This window comes from Streptomyces sp. R44, from assembly GCF_041053105.1.
In the GTDB taxonomy this organism is placed as follows: domain Bacteria; phylum Actinomycetota; class Actinomycetes; order Streptomycetales; family Streptomycetaceae; genus Streptomyces.
This window is the reverse complement of the sequence record NZ_CP163444.1, coordinates 8,807,990-8,823,813: the sequence shown is the minus strand read 5'-3', so window position 1 is coordinate 8,823,813 and position 15,824 is coordinate 8,807,990. Positions and strand designations below refer to the sequence as shown.

13 protein-coding genes and 1 pseudogene are annotated in these 15,824 nt (G+C 70.1%); 8 read left to right on the top strand and 6 right to left on the bottom strand.

Annotated elements, in window-relative coordinates; translation table 11 throughout:
* Positions 1 to 44 precede the first annotated feature (44 nt).
* Genes AB5J54_RS40890 through AB5J54_RS40880 form a run of 3 tightly spaced genes read left to right on the top strand, consistent with a single transcriptional unit; the run spans position 45 to position 3,041 of the window.
* Positions 45 to 1,010 carry an SDR family NAD(P)-dependent oxidoreductase gene (locus AB5J54_RS40890; RefSeq protein WP_369149105.1) on the top strand — a complete coding sequence of 322 codons (966 nt, stop codon included), beginning with the start codon at positions 45 to 47 and terminating at the stop codon, positions 1,008 to 1,010.
* Positions 1,011 to 1,021: 11 nt separating this feature from the next.
* On the top strand, positions 1,022 to 1,474 hold the full coding sequence (locus AB5J54_RS40885) for an SRPBCC family protein (RefSeq protein ID WP_369149104.1): 453 nt from the start codon (positions 1,022 to 1,024) through the stop codon (positions 1,472 to 1,474).
* Positions 1,467 to 3,041, top strand: a complete 1,575-nt coding sequence (locus AB5J54_RS40880; RefSeq protein WP_369149619.1) for a phytoene desaturase family protein — start codon at positions 1,467 to 1,469, stop codon at positions 3,039 to 3,041. Before AB5J54_RS40885 ends, AB5J54_RS40880 begins: the two co-directional genes overlap by 8 nt.
* Positions 3,042 to 3,222: 181 nt before the next feature.
* On the opposite strand, the pseudogene AB5J54_RS40875 reads toward AB5J54_RS40880, so the two are convergent.
* Positions 3,223 to 3,451: pseudogene (locus tag AB5J54_RS40875) on the bottom strand (transporter); the annotation flags it as partial.
* A 319-nt stretch (positions 3,452 to 3,770) separates the two neighbouring features.
* Here AB5J54_RS40875 and AB5J54_RS40870 point away from each other — a divergent pair.
* Positions 3,771 to 5,276: a multicopper oxidase family protein gene (locus AB5J54_RS40870; protein WP_369149103.1), complete on the top strand. Its 1,506-nt coding sequence runs from the start codon at positions 3,771 to 3,773 to the stop codon at positions 5,274 to 5,276.
* 504 nt (positions 5,277 to 5,780) lie between these two features.
* On the opposite strand, the gene AB5J54_RS40865 is transcribed toward AB5J54_RS40870, so the two are convergent.
* The gene (locus AB5J54_RS40865) at positions 5,781 to 6,140 is read right to left on the bottom strand and encodes a hypothetical protein (protein WP_369149102.1); all 360 of its coding nucleotides are present in this window, start codon (positions 6,138 to 6,140) and stop codon (positions 5,781 to 5,783) included.
* 833 nt (positions 6,141 to 6,973) lie between these two features.
* On the opposite strand from AB5J54_RS40865, the gene AB5J54_RS40860 reads away from it, so the two are divergent.
* Positions 6,974 to 7,684 carry an ETEC_3214 domain-containing protein gene (locus tag AB5J54_RS40860; RefSeq protein ID WP_369149618.1) on the top strand — a complete coding sequence of 237 codons (711 nt, stop codon included), beginning with the start codon at positions 6,974 to 6,976 and terminating at the stop codon, positions 7,682 to 7,684.
* Positions 7,685 to 7,989: 305 nt separating this feature from the next.
* On the opposite strand, the gene AB5J54_RS40855 is transcribed toward AB5J54_RS40860, so the two are convergent.
* The 4 genes from AB5J54_RS40855 to AB5J54_RS40840 form a co-directional block, all read right to left on the bottom strand.
* Positions 7,990 to 8,379 carry a hypothetical protein gene (locus tag AB5J54_RS40855; RefSeq protein ID WP_369149101.1) on the bottom strand — a complete coding sequence of 130 codons (390 nt, stop codon included), beginning with the start codon at positions 8,377 to 8,379 and terminating at the stop codon, positions 7,990 to 7,992.
* A 357-nt stretch (positions 8,380 to 8,736) separates the two neighbouring features.
* Entirely contained in the window at positions 8,737 to 9,120 is a 384-nt protein-coding gene (locus AB5J54_RS40850; protein WP_369149100.1) for a nuclear transport factor 2 family protein, read from the bottom strand.
* Between the two features lie 719 nt (positions 9,121 to 9,839).
* Positions 9,840 to 10,469, bottom strand: a complete 630-nt coding sequence (locus AB5J54_RS40845) for a YoaK family protein (protein ID WP_369149099.1) — start codon at positions 10,467 to 10,469, stop codon at positions 9,840 to 9,842.
* 359 nt (positions 10,470 to 10,828) lie between these two features.
* Positions 10,829 to 11,890: an Lrp/AsnC family transcriptional regulator gene (locus AB5J54_RS40840; RefSeq protein ID WP_369149098.1), complete on the bottom strand. Its 1,062-nt coding sequence runs from the start codon at positions 11,888 to 11,890 to the stop codon at positions 10,829 to 10,831.
* 104 nt (positions 11,891 to 11,994) lie between these two features.
* On the opposite strand from AB5J54_RS40840, the gene AB5J54_RS40835 reads away from it, so the two are divergent.
* The 3 genes from AB5J54_RS40835 to AB5J54_RS40825 all read left to right on the top strand — a co-directional run bounded on the left by AB5J54_RS40835 (position 11,995) and on the right by AB5J54_RS40825 (position 15,470).
* Complete coding sequence (locus tag AB5J54_RS40835; protein WP_369149097.1) at positions 11,995 to 13,197, top strand: M20 family metallopeptidase; 1,203 nt, start codon at positions 11,995 to 11,997, stop codon at positions 13,195 to 13,197.
* Positions 13,194 to 14,672, top strand: a complete 1,479-nt coding sequence (locus AB5J54_RS40830; RefSeq protein WP_369149095.1) for an MFS transporter — start codon at positions 13,194 to 13,196, stop codon at positions 14,670 to 14,672. The genes AB5J54_RS40835 and AB5J54_RS40830 overlap by 4 nt, the downstream gene beginning before the upstream one ends.
* 267 nt (positions 14,673 to 14,939) lie before the next feature.
* Positions 14,940 to 15,470: a hypothetical protein gene (locus AB5J54_RS40825; RefSeq protein WP_369149094.1), complete on the top strand. Its 531-nt coding sequence runs from the start codon at positions 14,940 to 14,942 to the stop codon at positions 15,468 to 15,470.
* Positions 15,471 to 15,824: the final 354 nt, after the last annotated feature.

Here is a 15,824-nt window from a genome sequence, read left to right as displayed (position 1 = left end):
CCGCACCCGCACCCGGAATCCGAATCGGACCTGGAATCGTCGCCGTGGTCACGGGCGCGTCGAGCGGGATCGGGCGCGCCGTCGCCCGTGCGTTCGCCGCCCGCGGTGCCCGGACCGTCGTCACCGCCCGCAGCGCGGACGTGCTGAACGAGGTCGTGCGGGAATGCGCGGCCGCCCATCCCCTGGCCGAGGCGGTCGCCGTGAGCGCGGACGTCGGCGACGCGCAGGCGGTGGCCCGTGTCGCCCAGACCGCACTCGACCGGTACGGCCGCATCGACGTCTGGGTGAACGCCGCCGGTGTCGGGATCCTCGGCCGGCTCGACCAAGTGCCCCCGGAGGAGGTGCGCCGTCTCTGGGAGGTCAACGTGCTGGGCACCCTCCACGGGGCGCACGCCGCGCTCACCGTGATGCGGCGTCAGGGGCACGGGGTCCTCATCGACCTGTCCTCCGTCCTCGGGGGCGCGGTCGAAGCGCCGTACATGGGCGCCTATGCCGTCTCGAAGGCCGCTCTTGCCACCCTGGACGACGTGCTGCGTCAGGAACTGGCGCTCACGGGTGACCACGGCGTCCATGTGTGCACGGTCCTGCCCGCCGGCGTCGACACACCGTTCTTCGCGCACGCCGCCAATCACACCGGCCGCCGCGTGCGGTCCATGCCCGCCCTCGCCACTCCCGAACGAGTGGCACGGGCCGTGGTGCGCGCCGCGGCCCACCCCCGACGACGCGTGCTCGTCGGCCCCGGCGCCCGGCTTCTGCCCTGGTCCCACGCTGTCGCCCCAGGGCTCGTACGCGCCCTGATCCGGCACCGCACCGAGCACGGCTATCTCGGCGCTCCCGGCACGGCGGCGGTCACGCCCGGCGCGCTCCACACACCGTCAGGCGACACCGCGGCCGTGAGCGGTGGCCACCACGGACGGGCGCGCACGGCGGCCCGCCGCGTCGCGGCGCTGGCGCTGCTGGCCGGTGCCGCGGGCGCCCTCGGTACCCGTATCCGTACCCGGCCCTTGTGAGGAGATCTGCCGTGGCACAGTGGAACCGACTCATCGAAGCCCCGCCCGACGCCGTCTGGTCGGTACTGAGCAACGGCGAGGCCTACTCGCGGTTCGTGGTGGGAACCCACGACTCCTGGGAGCAGGAGGGGAAGTGGCCCGCCCCGGGCTCGGCGTTGGGCTACACACTCCGCATCGGACCGTGGCCCTACCGCGGCCGGACGATCTCGCGCCTCTGCGAACCGGTCCGCCGGCTCGAACTGGAGGCTCACACCGACCTGGGCACCGCCCGCATCGCCTTCCTCGTCGAACCGTGGGGCGACGACACCCTCGTCATCGTCGACGAACACCCCCTGCGCGGGCCGACGGCACGTTGGCACAATTCCGCCCTCGACGCGCTCACCCGCTGGCGGAACCGGCGGATGCTCGTCCGTCTGGGCGAGATCGCCGAGTCTGAGCAGGAGCGGAACCGTGACCGTGCCTGACGCCGTTGTCATCGGCTCGGGCCCCAACGGTCTGGTGGCGGCGAACATCCTGGCCGACGCCGGCTGGCACGTCGTCGTCGTGGAGGCCAGCGACAGGCCCGGGGGCGCCGTGCGCAGCGACCGCGGTGTCCACCCCGACTACGTGCACGACGTGTTCAGCGCGTTCTACCCGCTGGCGGCGGCGTCGCCCGCCATCCATGACCTGGCGCTCGACCGGTACGGCCTGCGCTGGAGTCACGCCCCCGAGGTCGTCGCCCACCCGCTCGCGGACGGCCGATGCCCGGTCCTCAGTCGGGACCTCGGGCGCACCGCTGCCTCGTTGGCGGGCTTCGCCGCCACCGACGGCCCCGCCTGGGAACGCCTGCACCGTCTGTGGGGCCGCGTCGGCGAGGATCTCGTGGGGTGCCTCTTCACCCCGTTCCCGCCCGTTCGGGCGGCACTTCGGCTGGCCGCTCGTACCGGAGCCGACGAGTGTCTGCGCCTGCTGCGCATGATGCTGCTGCCCGCCCGCCGGTTCGGCGAGGAGCACTTCGCCGGCGACGGGGGCCGCCTGCTCATCGCCGGCAACGCCCTCCATGCCGACCTAGGTCCTGAATCTGCCCTGGGAGGGGGCTTCGGCTGGCTGATGTGCATGCTCGGCCAGGATCATGGCTTCCCCGTGCCGGTCGGCGGCGCCGGCCGGCTCACCGATGCCCTCGTCGCGCGCCTGCGCGACCACGGAGGCAGGGTGCTCTGCGGCCGTACGGTCTCCCGCGTCATCGTCCGCAACGGCCGGGCGGTCGGCGTACGCGTCGGCGACGGTACGGAGATCGCGGCGCGCCGTGCGGTTCTCGCCGACGTCCCCGCTCCCCTGCTGTACGAACGGCTCCTCGGTGAGGAGCACCTGCCGACGCCACTCCGCGCCGATCTCCGCCGCTTCCAGTGGGACTTCGCCACCGTCAAGGTGGACTGGGCCCTGTCACGACCGATCCCCTGGGCGTCCGCGGGCGCGCGGCGGGCGGGGACGGTGCATCTCGCCGAGGGCGTCGACGCGCTGACCCGCTTCGCCGGGCAGCTCGCGATGAACCAGGTGCCGGACGTGCCGTTCTTGGTGCTCGGGCAGATGACCACGGCCGATCCCAGCCGTTCTCCGGCCGGTACCGAATCGGCGTGGGCCTACACCCACGTCCCCCAGCGCATCCGCTCCGACGCGGGGGAAGAGGGCATCGCCGGCCGCTGGGACACTCCCGAGAAGGAGGCGATCGCCGCCCGCGTCGAGTCGATCGTCGAACGTCTGGCACCCGGATTCCGCGCCGCCATCCTGGCCCGGCGCGTGCTGGCTCCTCCCGACCTGGAGCGGCTCAACCCCGCCTTGGTGGGGGGTGCCGTCAACCAGGGGACGACCAGCCTTCACCAGCAATTGATGTTCCGCCCGCTCCCCGGCACCGGGCGACCAGGCACCCCGATCCGCGGGCTCTACCTCTGCTCCGCCACGGCGCACCCCGGCGGAGGCGTCCACGGTGCCCCCGGCGCCAACGCGGCCCGAGCCGCACTACGAGTGCCACACCTTCCGCGCCGCTGCCGGTGAACGACATCCGGCGCACGCGAAGACGACCTTCTCCACAGCGCTGGAGGTCCTGCACCTTCGTCCGAAGCCACCGCCCAGCCGCACCAGGATCTCGGCACTGCGCCGCCGCGTACGACAGCAGGAGCCTCGTTCGACAGCAGGAGCCTCGTTCGACAGCAGGAGCCGCGTACCACAGCGGGAGGAGCTCCATCGCTCGCTCCCCGTCCTCCTGTGAGCGCAACTGGAGCTCCAGGTCGCCCGTGCCGTGGTGTCCCCACCCCGTCACGTCCCGAGTGAATCCCGGCACGAGCTCGATCTCCACCGGCACGACCTCGAGGTGAGCCAGCAGCTTGTCCCGTCTCCGGTATGCCGCAAGCGAAGTTCCGAGGGCGCTGGTAGGCGTCGTACTGCTTGGGCTCGACCCTCTTCACGCTGGTGAGGCGACGTCGTTCGCCCAGCCCGCGATGCATGCCGCCGGAGCGTCGCAGCCGTGCCGGCAGCCCTCCGGCCGAGCCCTGGCCGAACGCCTGGGGTTGGCCGTTTGCGGCAGCCGGCGGTGCCTACGGTGCGTTACCGGCATCCTATGATCCACTTGATATAGATTGCCCCGTTGTGGAAGAAAGCGGCAGAATCACCCGTCGGTCAGTGGTGAAGGCCTTCCACGTCGCAGGTCTGGCGGTGGCGTCCGGTGGATTCCTGGGCCGGCGGCGCGCGGTTGCGGCGTCGACGCCCTTCCCGCAGCCTCCCGTGTTGACCTCGCGACTGGTGCCCGGTTCGGCGTCGGCGGTGATGGAAGAGACGCTCGACGTCCGGTTCACGGACGTTTCGGTGCCGGGCTACGGCCGGATCACCACCCGTACGTACAACGGAACGATCCCGGGACCGACCCTGCGCGTACGGGGCGGGGAGACCCTGCGGCTGACGCATGTCAACGGCCTTCCGCCCAACCCGCCCCACGTCGGCGGCCACAACACGCCGCACCACCCCAACAGCTTCAACCTGCACACCCACGGAATGCACGTCTCCCCGTCCGGGCTCGCCGACAACGTCCTGCGCGAGTTCGCGCCGCGCACCCCGGACGAGGCCGCCGCCGGTGCCCCGGAGCCGCGGTACGTGACGATCGTCGACGTGTCGGCCAACCACCCCGCCGGCACCTACTGGTACCACCCGCATCTGCACGGTGCCATCGCAGAGCAGATCGTCGGCGGCATGACCGGAGTGATCATCGTCGAGGGCGACGTCGACGACGTCCCCGAGATCAGCGCGGCCGCCGACCTCGTCGTGTGCATCAACGAACTCAAGGTCAAGGACGGCAAGATCCCCGCCTTCACCTCGGGCGGCTGGATGATCGGCGTCCCCTCCACCTTCACTGTCAACGGCGCGGTCAACCCCACCGTCCGCCTGCGCCCCGGCGAGGTGCAGCGGTGGCGGCTGGTCGCCGCGACCGCGTTCACCGCCCTGAGGCTCCGGGTCGTCGGAGACCGAGAAGGTCCGACGATGCACCAGATCGCGCAGGACGGAGTCTCCTTCGCCAGACCCGTCGCCCTGAAGCTGCTGGACCTGGCCATGGGCAACCGCGCTGACGTGCTGGTCCAGGGCGATACCTCCGGCCGGTACGAACTGCGGGCCGACGGGGTGCCCGTACCGCTGATGACGATCGAGGTCGCTGGAGAGCCTGTCGAACCGCGGATGAAGCTGCCGACCTCACTGCCGCGGGGCAGGCCGTTTCTCGACGAGCGGGACATCGTCAACCCCGACGCGGACCGGGAGGTGATCTTCCACTCCGATGCGGGCGTCTTCCCCGGGGCGTTCCCGAATGCCTTCCGCGTCCTGGGTACCGGCGCCACCCCCGCAGCCGATCCGAACGGCGATCTCACCCATGACCCGGCCTACGGCCTGTTCGACCCCGAGCACACCAACCACACCCTGCGCCTCGGCTCCGTCGAGCGATGGACCGTCCGCACCGACGAAACCCTGCCGGCGCACCAGCACCCCTTCCACCTGCACACCAACCAGGTCCTCCTCACCCACCGCAACGGCGCACGGCTCGACCCGCCGGTCTGGCACGACACCATCGGCCTGGCTGGGGGCAAACCAGGTGAATCGGCCACCTTCCTGGTCAAGTACGAGGACTTCACCGGCCGCACCATCGCCCATTGCCACCAGCTCCACCATGAAGACCTCGGAATGATGCAAACCGTCGACTACGTCGACCGTCAGAGCCCTGCACGAACGGGCCTCGCCTCACGGCATTAAGCGCTATAGCGGTCACTGAATCGAATGGCGATAGAACGAGTGCCGCCAGCTCGTGCCAGTTGCCGGTCAGCCCCGAAAGAACGGCTGAGCGGGCGTCTCGCCCCGGTCGGCGAGAAGGAGAAGTGCATCGAACGTGCCTGGCGCAACACCACCCCTACCTGCCTGCCCCCACGCCGACGCTCGCCTGAGGCTTCGCACCGGGCCTCCAGCCCCTCGACGGCTCTCTGACGGGTGGGCCTTGGGAGCAGGCGGCATCCATTCACGCGGGTCCGGGTCGGTGTTCTGACGGTTCGACAGCGCGGAGACGGCGCCACCAGCGATGCCGGCCAGTCAGAATCCACGCTGGAAGAGGCCCCCCACACGCCTACGCGTTGCTCCGCGTCTGGAAGCGAGCACCGCCGAGTGGCTGAAGAAGCTTACGAGCCGTTCTGACCGGCACGCCCTGCGTCCGGCAACTCTGCGGCACACGACCGGCTCTGGGTGGTCAGTTGGTGTCGCCGAGTATCAATGAGGAATAGGCACCGGCTTGACGGCCACCGACCCGAACCGTAGACGTTCCCTATCGAGACGCCACCCCAGAGCACCGGCCAGCTCATCGAGACCCTCAAGCCCCAGTCCGCGGTAAGCACTGACGGGAAGCGAGATCGTCTCGTCAGGGCCCTGGGAACCTTGTGCGATCGCCCGCCGCAGGGCGAAGCCTGCACGCTCCCGCCACTGCGCGGGTGTGCCGTTCCGTTCCAGCTGGTACTGGCGCCGGGACAGCAACACGCTGTCACCGTACGGGTCCTTCGGAACCCCCTTCGGTGTGCTGCCGAACAGCGGTGTCCCGCCGCCACCGGCGAAGAGCGAGGCGACCATGGCCACGGCGAGACCTACGGGAAGATAGATCCACTGCAGATAGAACTGGCATCTCAGCCCCCAGACTGAGCGCGGCGGCAGCGGTCCGTATTCGATCCTGCCCGATGTCCCCGCGCGTGAGCCCCCACCCATGAACAGCCCCCGCTTTCCACCCCGACGTACTGCTACCGGCGTGAATCATGCCGTGGATCCGGTAGGTCTGTCACGACACCCCTTCGGAGTCCCGGCCACGCGGGTCGGCCCGACATCACCGGTCCAAGGCGCCGTGGAGGATTCGCTGTAAAACGAGCCCTTCATCTGCTGACGCGGAAGCGACAGAGGCTGCTGCCGGAGCGGCACACGCCGGCCTACGTTGCTGATGGCGACACCGGAGAAGGCAACGTCCTTCGATAGCGCCTTCTTTGCTCCGCTCCGCTCCCATCCCCGCCCTGACGGACTGCCGTCCTCCGCACATCACTTCGTGAGGGGCCTCGGGAGCGGTGGGCTCCCGGCCGGATACCCGGGAGGAGCCACTGCCCGGGCTGCTGGCGTTTCACCCGTGCTTGGTTGTGTTCAGCGCTGTTCTGCACGGTATGACCGCCGAAACCATGGCCCGCCGGTCTCTGTGGCACGGCCGCCGCAGACACCGCCGGATAAACCCGGGGCGTGGCCGGAGCAATTCGCCCGGCCCCCCTCTCACCGGTATCGAACTGGTCTTCGCATCACCGGGATGACCAGCTGGGACATCAGCCCGTTCGAGGAGGACGGACTGCGCGTGGCGCCCCTGCGGTCGCCGGTCCTGCCGGGCCGGCGCGACACGGTGAGGAGTCGTCGGACGGCGACGCACGGCTGTCACCGTCCTGAGAGAGGCTCGAACGGACTGGCATGCCGCGGAGTACCGCAAGCTCAGCCAGCTCCGAGCGGGCTACACGCTGGAGAAAATCCAGAAAGAGCTGGGTCCGCCCGTCTTCCGCACCTCTCTCGAAAGCGGTGGCCCGTACGTGAGGAACGTCTATCGACCCAGGGAGCAGTACTGGGTCGAGGTGATCTCCGACAAGAACAACGCTGCCATGACGTACGCAGTGACGACCTGCGATCCCGCCTTTCGCCCCGAGTTCTTCTACGGAGGCCACGTCCAAAAGGGCGGGGTGGTCCTGAACGAGAACACGCTGTCGGACGTGCTTCCTGCGGCGGAGCAGCGCGAGGAATCGCTCAAGATCTTCTTCGGCTACACGGCGGGCAGTCCCGGTGCGGTGTTCCAGGTGTACGACCGGGGCGCTGGAAGCTCCTACCGTCAGTTCGCATGGGGCCTCAACGAGGTCTGCCCGACATGGCACTCGAAGACCCCGGGGTACGACCCCCAAGCTTCATGGGCCAGTTGGTATGGGAAGCACCAGGGGCTGAAGGAGCCCCCTCCGGGGCACTCCTTCCTTGCCGAGGAGCTGAACGAGGGAGCGAGGCCCATCATGGCCGAGTCCGTCGTCAACACCTACGCCGAGTGTGCGGCCGGTGAGACGCTCCTTACCTACTATCCGACTCAGATCGGCGTGGATCGGCTCGTCGTTCGGTAGCGCCCCTCATCCGGCTCAGCCGGGGCGGAAGGCGACGCGGGCCGCGTCGTTCGCCGGGACGATGAGGACGCTGCCGCCCGTCGCCCCCAGTCCTCCGGGAGCAGGAACATCCGGCCGTTCGCTTCACCGAGGAGGCGCAGGCCCTCGTAGCGGAAGCGGAAACGCTGGGCATGCCGGGCGGAGGGAGGCGGGCCTGGTGGACCTGTTCGGGCGGGAAGTAGAGGCGTTCTGCGGTGTCGAGGTCACGGCTGGACGCAGCCACAGGGGGTGGGCCCAGTAGCGGGCGTCGTCGCCGCCGTGCTCCTTCACGTAGGCGTGGGCCGCTCAGGAAGGAACACAGGCCGACCAGCGCGATGACGAGGGCGAGCGCCAGCCGCTCGCGGCCACCGGATGGCGGCGTCAGCGACCTTGAAGGCCAGGAGCCGGCCGGACACCATCAGCACCGGGACGCTGCCGAGGAGGAGAGGGGTGTCCTTCGCTCCGGCCTCCCATGCGCGGAAGCCGCCCAGCATGCCGATGACGAAGAGGACCACGCCGCAGGCCGAGAGCAGATACGGCGTCAGGCGCAGCCACGCGGGCCGCGGCGGCGTGTGGTTCCCCAGGCGGCGCTCCGCGTAGGGGACCGGGACGCAGACCAGGGCGACGACGAGCGCCGTTCCGGCGGGCGCATAAAGCGCACCAGCGCTGCACAGCACGTACTCCTGGGTGGAGAAGCTGGGGGGGTGGCGGCGGCGACGCCGAAGTACGCGTAGAGGGGCCTCGGGTGTAGGCGTAGCCGAAGTCGAGCAGCAAGGCGCCGATGAAGGTAGTGGGGGTCACCAGGGTGGCGAACGTGCCCACCCAGTTGCGCCTTCCGGTGGCCAACAGGCGGGGGTTGCCGCTGGCGTCGAGCAGTTCGCGCAGCGTGGTCGTGCGCGTGGACGAGCACGAGCTCGTCCGCTGCCCCGTCCCGTTCACCGAGCTGTTGAGCGGGGCGCCGAGGGTGGGTGGCCGGCCTGACTCGGCGCCTGGCCGCGCCTTGGCTTCCCGAGTCGGTGATTCCGGGGAACCAGTCAGAACATGGTGTTTTCGTTCTCGGAGGTGGGCGGGATTGCCTGGAGGACGTCCCAGTGTTCGACGATCTTGCCGTCGGCGTCGAAGCGGAAGATGTCGATGCCCGCATAGTCCTCGTCGCCGGGCCAGGTCTGGTGGCAGTGCAGGATGACGTGGTCGCCGTCGGCGAAGGCTCGTTTGTACTCGACGTGCTTGCCGGGGTACTCGGCCGCCATACGCTCGAAGTAATCGATGAACGCCTGCTTGCCGTCACCGACGTGCGGGTTGTGCTGGATGTAGGTGTCGCCGGCGTACTGGTCGATCGCCTCGGCGGGTCGGCACTGGTTGAACATCAGGTCGTAGAACGCCTTGGCGGTGGCCTTGTTCTTCTCCGGGTCGCTCATGCCGCCACCGTAGGCCCGGCAGCTGGATACAGCGCGGTCAGTACGTCGAGCAGGTGGTGGGCGGGGTGCTGGAACGGGCACGACCCGGTCCGCGAGGTCGGCGACGCGGCGGGTCTGGGTCAGGCCGACGCGTACGAGCCGTGCGGAAGCAAGAGGGGGAGGACGAGGTGTCTGGATCCGGGGCCGGATTCCAGGGCCAGGAGGCGGGTGTCGTTGCCGGCCGTGCCCCGCGGGAAGGTAGCGGCGTCGACGAACCCGGGCCCGCCGCGGGATGCTGACCCCGCTCTCACCGCCGCACGTCCGGCAGCGCGGCAGGGCGCGCGGGGGTGATGACGGCGCCGGTGGCCCAGTCGCAGGCGGCGAGGAACAGGCCGCCTCGGGCCACCTTCGAAACGTTGGTATGGCCACCCCCCGTCGGCGCGGGGAGCAGGTCGGGACCGGCTACCGATCAATGACGGGTATCAAGAGGTGAACGCTTACCTGTGAGTCACAGCGGTATCACCGGCATCGATGGAACTACCTCGTCCGATACGGACGACGCGGGTCGCCCACAGGGCCACGGCATGTGTCCCCTGCCGCTCAGTCAATCAGCCTGAGCCCTCCTTCCTCCGGAGTTCGGCCAACTCGTCGACGCGGGAAGCGCCGCCACCGGACGACGCCGTTCTACCGGCAGACCAACGCGACAGCGCCGGACAGGCCGGCACGACCAGCATCCAGCTCTAACGCCACCGGCCTGCGGCGAGTACGACAACGATCAACAGCACCAGGACCGCGACGAGCACCCCTTCCACTCCGGTGCGTGCATGCAGAAGCCCGCCGGACAGGGCACCTGCGGCAAGGACCGCCACCGACACCCCGCGTCGCACAGTCGCAGGCCCAGGGCGGTCCGCCGCCAGCCCCGTCAAGGTCCGGGTCATGACAGTGGTGGTCAGATCAGGCACGCCCAAACGGTGCACAACAGCATTCTGCAGGCCCATGCCGCAGGCCAGAGGGATCAGCACGGCGTAGCGTCCCCACCCCGCCACCTCCGCGGCAAGCGCGATCGCGACCAAGAACGTCTGCACCGCCACCAGTGGTACGAGAAGCCTTCCCGCCTCCACGTCCCGACGCCACGCACCACCCACCAGCACCCCGGACACGAAACCCGTCAACGCCACGGCCGCAGCCAGGGCCGACAGCTGGGCGACGCCGGACAGCGCAAACCCGAGAAAGACCACGTTGCCGGTCATGTTGGCCACGAACACCCGGCCGATCCCGAGGAAACTCGCCGCGTCGACCAAGCCACTGACGAACGTCAACGCGAGAAGCAGCGGGGCAAACCTCGCATAGCGGTGGCCTTCGGGAAACATCCACCGCCCTGTTGCCCCTCCCCTCCCGCCCCCAGCCGTCCTCACCCACTTCACGATCACAGTGGAACAGAACCCACCACAGCCCGCGAACGACCCACAACCAACGTGAGCACGCCCTCACACGACCCATCGCCCCCTCCGTCCCCTCGGCATCTCCGCGGTCGGACCACAACACCGCCGTCGCCGGCCCGCCATCCACCGACCAGATGACGCACTCATCTGGGACCCAGCTGCAGCGACGGCAGAACCCCGCCAGACGCGGGCGACAGACAGTCAGCGACTGAGCTCCCCCCGGGGCCGTCGGCGGCCCGCTTCCGTGGCCGGTTGTGGGCACCCTTGGTGGATCCGAGGGAATCGGCCTAGGCCGGGGTCGTCCCCCCGGCCGTGCGAACGTCCAGAGGGACGCCGCCCATGCGGTAGCCCTGTTCGTCGAGGAGATGGCCGCTGAGCTTCAGCGGCCACAGGGCCACGGCCCGGTCGGTGATCTCCAGGCCGGGGACGCGCTGGGCGAGTCGTACCTCGAAGCGCTGCACGTCGGTGAGGGACTTCACCCAGGCGATGATGAGGACGTTGTTCCGGCCGGTGACGCCGGCGCACAGCCGTACCTCCCGGGCCCCGGTGACTCCGCGCGAGACGCGTTCCAGCTCCCCCGCGGCCGCGCGCCCCCATTGGATCACCGTGACCGGCCACTCCGACAGGGGGCGTGCGACCTCGCAGCGGGTCTGGAGCATGCCGGCGGCGAAGAGCCGGCCGAGTCGTCGGCGGACCGTGTCCGGGCTCGCCCCGCAGGCGTCGGCGAGCGCGCGGTAGGTGGCGCGGCCGTTCATGGAAAGGGCGGCGACGAGGGCGTGGTCCAGGTCGGTGAGCGGGAAGACGGGTGCCCCGGTGCGGGCGGTTTCGGTGTCGGAGAGGCGGGCGATCTGGGTGCGGTCGAGGGCGCGCAGCCGCCAGCGGCTTCCCTCTGTGTAGACGGTGCTCGCGAGGTGGGTGCGGCTGGCGATGACGCCGGGCATGGCTCCGATGCCGCGGGTCATCCAGTGGGCGAGTGCCGCGAGGTCCGGTGCCATCACGGTGAGCAGCAGGTCGCGGTCTCCGCTGACGTGTTCGACGGCAGTGACGTGGGGCAGCCGGGCGAGGGCCTGGGCCACGGTCAGCAGGCTGCCGCCGGCGCAGTCCACTTCGACGAAGGCGAGGACTCCCTGTCCAGCCGAGGCGAGGGCGGGCGACGGGGAGCAGCTGATCCAGGCGGCGCCTGCTTCGGTGAGCCGTTGCCAGCGTCGTGCCACGGTCACGGCGTCGAGGCCGAGTACGGCGCCGATCTCGTTCCACCCGGCCCGTGGGGCGATCTGCAGTGCGTGCACCAGGGCCTGGTCGACGTCGTCGAGCGCCCGAACCGCACCGCGTGCGGAATGCTGCGTCATTCGATGCCCCTTGCGTGTTTCCTGCGATTCAGAGCCGACGGGGTGGTGAGTACTTCAGTCTTGCCCCACCGAAAGCCGGAACCGTACCAGGAGGTTGACGCAGCATGTCTGTACTGGAACGCGCCAGGGAGCTCCAGCCCGATCTCGTGCGGCTGCGCCGCTCGCTCCACCGCGAGCCTGAGCTCGGTCTGCGGCTGCCGCGTACGCAGGAGAAAGTCCTTGCCGCGCTCGACGGTCTCCCGCTCGACATCACGCTCGGCCGGGAGCTGACGTCCGTCACAGCCGTGCTGCGGGGTGGCCGTCCCGGCGGGGCGGTCCTGCTGCGGGGCGACATGGACGCACTGCCGGTGGATGAACTCACCGGGGTGGAGTACGCCTCCGAGGTGCCGGGCCGGATGCACGGCTGCGGGCACGATCTGCACACCGCCGGCCTCGTCGGCGCGGCGACGCTGCTCGCGGACCGCAGGGAGAGCCTCCAGGGCGACGTGGTGTTCATGTTCCAGCCGGGCGAGGAGGGACACAACGGCGCGGGTGCGATGATCGCCGAGGGTGTCCTGGACGCGGCGGGCAAGCCGCTCGACGCGGCCTTCGCACTCCATGTGTCGGCCAACCGGCTGCCGGGCGGCTGGGTCGCGTCCCGGCCCGGCACCGTCATGACGGCGTCCGACGTCCTGCGGGTGACGGTGCGGGGTGAGGGAGGGCACGGTTCGGCTCCGCACCATGCCAAGGACCCGGTGCCCGCGGTCTGCGAGATGGTGACCGCGCTGCAGAACTGGGTGACGCGTACCTTCGACGTCTTCGACCCGGTGGTGGTGACCGTCGGACGGTTGCACGCCGGTACGCAGCAGAACGTCATCCCGGACACGGCCGAGTTCGAGGCGACCGTACGCAGCTACTCGGAGGCCAACCACGAGCGGCTGGCCCAGGGGCTGCCGCGTCTGGTGCGCGGGATCGCGGCCGCGCACGGCCTGGAGGCGGACGTGGAGTACCAGATGCTCTACCCGGTCACGGTCAACGAACCGGCCGCGACGGAGTTCGCCCTGGAGACGGCACGCGACCTGTTCGGCGCGGGCGAGGTGTGGCACGCCCCGCAGCCCGCCAACGGTTCGGAGGACTTCTCCCTGGTGCTGAACCAGGTGCCCGGCGCGATGCTGATGGTCGGCGCGGCGCCCGAGGATGTGGACGTGGAGAAGGCGCCGCAGAACCACTCCCCGCGGGCCATGTTCGACGACCGGGTGCTCCACCGCCAGGCGGCGCTGCTCGCCGAGCTGGCGGAGCGGCGGCTCGCCGCAGGGGCGTCCGCATGACAGCGCCTGGCGGTACGGAGAAGGTGGCGGCGCCCCGGGTCACCGCCGTCGTCGGTCTGCTGGTCGTCTTCGAGCTGGTCAGTGGCCTCCTTCAGGGGTCGGGCCCGGCGCTGGTGCCCGCCGTGCAGGACTGGCAGTCCATCAGCGCGTCGCAGGCGCAGTGGTACATGGCGGTCCAGTTCCTGGCCGCCGCGGTGGGGGTGCCGGTGTTCGGGCGCCTCGGCGATCTGTACGGGCACCGTCGACTGGTCCGGATCGCGCTGGTCTGTATCGCGGCGGGCACCGTACTGGTGGCCCTCGCACCGAATCTGACGGTACTGCTGGTGGGCCGTGCTCTCATGGGCCCCCTGGCGGCGCTGCTGCCGTTGGAGATCGGTCTCGTACGGGACCGGCTCGACCTCGAGGGCGCGCGGCGGGCGGTAGCGCTTCTCGTCGGCGCTCTCACCTTCGGCTCGGTCCTCGGCCACGGCCTGGCCGGCCCCCTGCTCGAACTCACCGGTGGCGTCCAGGCGACGCTCTGCGTCCTCGCCGCCATCGCGTGCGCCTGTGTGGCCCTCTCGTACTGCGCTATCCCCGAGTCCCGGACGCGCGCTCCCGGTCGGATGGACTGGGCAGGAGCACTTCTGCTCGGCCTGGCGCTGCTGCTGTTCCTCGGCACGATGGCGCGCGGCCAGGCGTGGGGCTGGACCTCGCCGCGCACCCTGGGCGGCCTCGTTCTCTCCCTGTCGCTGCTCGCCTGGTGGGTCCGGCTCGAACGGGACCGGCCGCACGCCCTGGTCGACGTCCGGGCAGTGGCCCACCCCCGCTCCGCGACGTATTACGTCTCCGGTTTCCTCTTCGGCGCCGTGATGCTGGGCGGACAGGCAGTCGGCATCTCGTACCTTGCCGCGTCGACGGCCGACGAGGGGTACGGCTTCGGGCTCACGTCCTGGGAGATCAGCGCGTGGGGCGCGGTGCCCCACGTCCTGGCCTTCGCCGGGGCGAGCCTCGTGGCCCGGGTGGCGGCCCGCACCGGCTACCGTCGCGTCCTGCTGCTCGCCTTCACGCTGATGGCCGCCGGCAACGTGGGGCTGATCACCGGCCACGCCACGCTGCCGCTGTTCGCCCTGGCTTCCGCCGTTTCCGGTTTCGGCATGGGCCTGGCCTTGGGCGGCCTGCCCACACTGATCGCGGAGCGCAGTACCCCGGACCGCACAGCGAGTGCGACCGCCGTCTACAACAACCTCAAGACCCTGGGCGGCAGCCTCGCGGGCGCGGGCTCGGCCGTCGTCCTCGGCTCCCTGGTCGTCAGGGACACGGACGTCCCAGCGCTCTCCGCCTATCTGACGATCTGGGCGCTGAACGCGCTGCTGTGCGTGGGTGCGCTCGCACTCCAAGTCCTGACCAACCGTGAGACCGATGCCCCGGGTGCGGCAAAGAATCGCCGCTCAGATACTCGTCCGCACAGCGACGCGGGCACGTCAGCCGGAGCGTAGCGGGCGATACCGGAGATCCCTCCCAGCGCCTGGACGAACAGCTGCCGGGTCGATGTCGGCGGCGGGATTGACGACGACGGCGACCGTGCCCCGGCGCCGTCGTCGGGGGTCTGCTTCAAGCCAGGCGGCAGACCTGCAAGGCCACGACTCCGCATGGTGAAGTCGCCGGTGAGCGGCGTGGTAAGCCCGGTGGTAAGCCAGCCCCACAGACCCGGATACGGGATCATGGCTACTCGATCGAGCGGAGATTCGACGACTGGGGTGGGAATGGGCGTCAGCGAACTGGTGCGCGCCGAGCTGGCGCGGCACGACTGGACCGCGCTGAGTTGCGCCTGCGGCGACTCGGCAGAGCATGTGCCGCTGTTGTTCGAGACGCTGTTGAATGCCGAGAGTCCCCAGGACTCGTTCGGCTACGACCTCGCCGGACATGTCGAGGACAGCTGCTTCATCGCCGAGTGCACCGGCCCGGCGATCGGCGTCATCCTCGCAGCACTGGCCGGTGAGGTTTCGCCGGAGGTCCGCAGTGACTTCCTGGAGACGCTGATGTGCGCGGCCTACGGCACGGGTTACGACGATGCCTCGCCGGCGGCGCGTGCGAATGACGAGTACCGTGCGATGTTCCAGGAGGGCTTCTGGCTGCTCATGCAGGCCGGTCTCACCGGTAGTGCGCAGGACGCCGCGACGATGGCCGAGCTCTGCGAGTACTACGACCTCGGTGGTCAGAAGTCGGCGCACTACCAGGCGCTGCTGCGAGAACGCGTACGAGCAAAGACCAAACGCCGAGCGGCACGCCGATAGCAGGGCGGGGTATCGGTTCCGGAGTGGGCCGGGTGGCGCTGCAGTCACCCAGACCTCCTGGCCTGCATCAGGTGCCTTGCATGTTTCGATCGACGCCCCGGCGGGCCGCGATGACACGCAGGTGTTTCTCAGCCTCCCGGCAGGCGTTTCCCTGCCACCCGGGGATCATTCCGGCTGCCGGTGTCCTCACACCTGTCGGACCACGGGCAGCGGCAGTTCGCCAGCTGTCACGTTCACGACTCAGGACGGAGCAGCGGGGCTACCTCTTCGAGGGCGGGCGACTCGCAGTGCGGTGGTTCGAACCCGCAGTCGGACCGGAAATCCCTCAGCCCCTCACCCCGCAGACCCGGCAGA

What these genes read in the sequence shown, in the direction of transcription:
- AB5J54_RS40850 (WP_369149100.1), bottom strand. Translation starts at nt 9,120, where the DNA reads ATGAGCGACCCGGAGAAGAACAAGGCCACCGCCAAGGCGTTCTACGAC.
- AB5J54_RS40845 (WP_369149099.1), bottom strand. Translation starts at nt 10,469, where the DNA reads ATGTTTCCCGAAGGCCACCGCTATGCGAGGTTTGCCCCGCTGCTTCTC.
- AB5J54_RS40840 (WP_369149098.1), bottom strand. Translation starts at nt 11,890, where the DNA reads ATGACGCAGCATTCCGCACGCGGTGCGGTTCGGGCGCTCGACGACGTC.
- AB5J54_RS40835 (WP_369149097.1), top strand. Translation starts at nt 11,995, where the DNA reads ATGTCTGTACTGGAACGCGCCAGGGAGCTCCAGCCCGATCTCGTGCGG.
- AB5J54_RS40830 (WP_369149095.1), top strand. Translation starts at nt 13,194, where the DNA reads ATGACAGCGCCTGGCGGTACGGAGAAGGTGGCGGCGCCCCGGGTCACC.
- AB5J54_RS40825 (WP_369149094.1), top strand. Translation starts at nt 14,940, where the DNA reads ATGGGCGTCAGCGAACTGGTGCGCGCCGAGCTGGCGCGGCACGACTGG.